Source organism: Streptomyces sp. P5F9, from assembly GCF_057961495.1.
Map to the genome: position 1 here is coordinate 1 of NZ_JBXVPZ010000805.1, position 2,316 is coordinate 2,316.

Sequence of the window (2,316 nt, forward strand, 5' to 3'; positions counted from 1 at the left end):
GTGCCGCGGCGCGGTCGTCGCGGTGTACGGCGACGGGGGCTGGGACGGCTGCGGATAGCCGTACGCCGGGGACGGCTGCCCGGCGTAGGCGCCGTCACGGAGTTGCTGGAAGTGGCGTATGTCCGCCGCCAGGTAGTACGCGATCGACGCCACCAGGGTGCCCAGGAGCAGGGTGATGCCCAGATAGCCGCCGGGGGTGTGGACATCCTCGCCGGGCTCGGAGCCGAGCAGCACGACGCTGAGGACGTCCGCCGCCAGCGCGGCCACGAACAGGCCCCAGTCCAGGGACTTGCGGGTCACGATGGCCAGCCGCAGCAGCATCGTCCAGGCCAGGAACCCGATGCAGAACACCGAGATCCCCACGAACAGCACGCGCACGAGGACCAGCGCCCCGGTGGGCGGCGGTGGCTTCGCCGGCTGCGGGTAGCCGTGGCCTTGCATGGCTGCTCCTGGTGCCTTCAGAGGGCGTACGGGTTCGCGGCCGGTGCGCTCCGGGATACGGGCAACACCGGTCGTCCGATTGTCGCTTCGAGCGTATAGGCCGACACCGACAAGCGGTCCCGGGTTGTACCGAACCGTTGTCGTGCCGATCACACAGTGATCGCTCCCGTACTACGTCCCAGGTGCCGGCGGGTGCGCACTCCTGCTCAGACCTGTACACACTCCTACTCAGGCGAGTGCGAACTCCTCCTTGGCTCCTACTCGGGCGTGACCGTGCCGTCCGTCAGGCCGTCGTACATGCCGCGCACGAGCTGCTCGCCGAGCCGGCCCGCCTGCCGCAGCGCCCGCTCGAAGTCCTCCAGGGCGCGGAACCGGGCTCCGTAGCGCCGCTGTTCGTCCAGGGGGAGGCGGGGCAACTGGAGCCTGCGGACGTCGAGTCGGGTCGCCGTGGACGCGTAGCTGCTGGCCTGGCGGTTGTTGGCGGTACCGCGCAGGAAACCGGCGAGGAACCACGGGTCCAGGGCGCCGGGATCGGGCCGCAGCAGCACGAGGCTGCGCCCCAGGGCGGCGCCCGCGGTCGTGCCGTCGATCACGCGCGCCATCGAACCGCCGCCGACCACTGGGACGACGACATCGCCCGGCTCCGTGAGGACGGCGGCCTCGTCACTCTCGGGGAGGATCCCGGACGGAGCCGTTCCGGCGAGGACGTCGTGGTCGGTGAGAACGGGCACACGCGCGTGGCCGCCGTTTCCGCCGGTACGCATCACCAGGGCGCCCCCGCGCGCGAGTTCACCGATCGTGGTGAGCGGCCAGCGCGTGGGCCGCTCGGAGGTGGTGGAGTGCTCTACGGGTGGTGGAGTGAGGTCGGCGGTCAGCCGGAGCGTCTCGCCGAGCCGCTCGCGGACGGCCGTGAGCTCGTCGGCGCCGTCGGCCGCGGTGGCGGGCGGGAGGTGGCGGGCGGGGGCCAGGTCGACGTCGTCGTCGAGGAGTTCGATGACCGGCACGGAACGCGCCAGCCCCGGCTCGTCGTCCAGCCGTCCCGCGCGGTCGAACGCCTTCCAAGCGTCGAGCACCGCGCCCCGCACGGCCTGCCAGTCCGGACCGCCCCGCCCCTCGGTGGCGAACCGCCCGGTATCCACCAGCAGCACCTCCGGCTGCGCCGCCGCCCGCTCCGGCCGCCGCAACACCCACAGGTGCAACGGGATGTTGTACGGCGGCGCCGCCCCGATCGGCAGCGCTACGACCGCCTTCAGCGCCCCGCGCCGCAGCAGGTCGGCGCGGATCCGGCGGCCCGAGCGCCGGGAGGCCGCGGCCGGCGGCATCAGCAGCACCGCCGTGCCGCCGTCCTTGAGCCGGGCCAGCGCGTGCTGCACCCAGGCCAGCTCGGACTCGTTGCGCGCGGGGAAGCCGTACTCCCAGCGGGGGTCGTAGGCGAGTTCGTCGTGGCCCCAGTTCCGCTCGTTGAACGGCGGATGGCACAGGACGACGTCGGCCCGCAGCGCCGGGTACGCGTCGGCTCGCAGCGTGTCCCCGGCCGTGCCGCGCACGGTGACCTGCGCGTGCAGGGCGAGCCGGAGCGCGGCGAGCGCGGCGAGGTCGGGGGCGTCGTCCTGGGCGTACAGCTCCTGGCCGGGGCGCGGGGTGACGGCGCGCAGCAGGGCGCCGGTGCCGCAGGCCGGGTCGAGCGCGGTACCGGCCGGGCCTGCCACCTCGGCCAACTCGGCCATCAGGCGGGCGAGTTCGGTCGGGGTGAGCGTGTACTGGCGCGGGTTGGCATCGAGATGCCGCCCGAGCAGGAACTCGAACGTCTGGCGTGCGCCCAGCTCGGCGGCGAGTTCGGCTGCGCCGCGGAGGAGGGGGGCGGAGGGGAGGAGT

At 73.7% G+C, this 2,316-nt stretch carries 1 protein-coding gene and 1 pseudogene; both read right to left on the reverse strand.

Annotation, left to right across the window (positions count from 1 at the left end; all coding sequences use genetic code 11):
* Positions 1-441, reverse strand: a pseudogene (locus AC31A1_RS50335) (hypothetical protein); the annotation flags it as partial.
* 257 nt (positions 442-698) lie between these two features.
* Positions 699-2,316, reverse strand: a 1,618-nt coding sequence (locus AC31A1_RS50340) for an N-6 DNA methylase (protein ID WP_489659739.1), incomplete at its 5' end; no start/stop codon positions are given.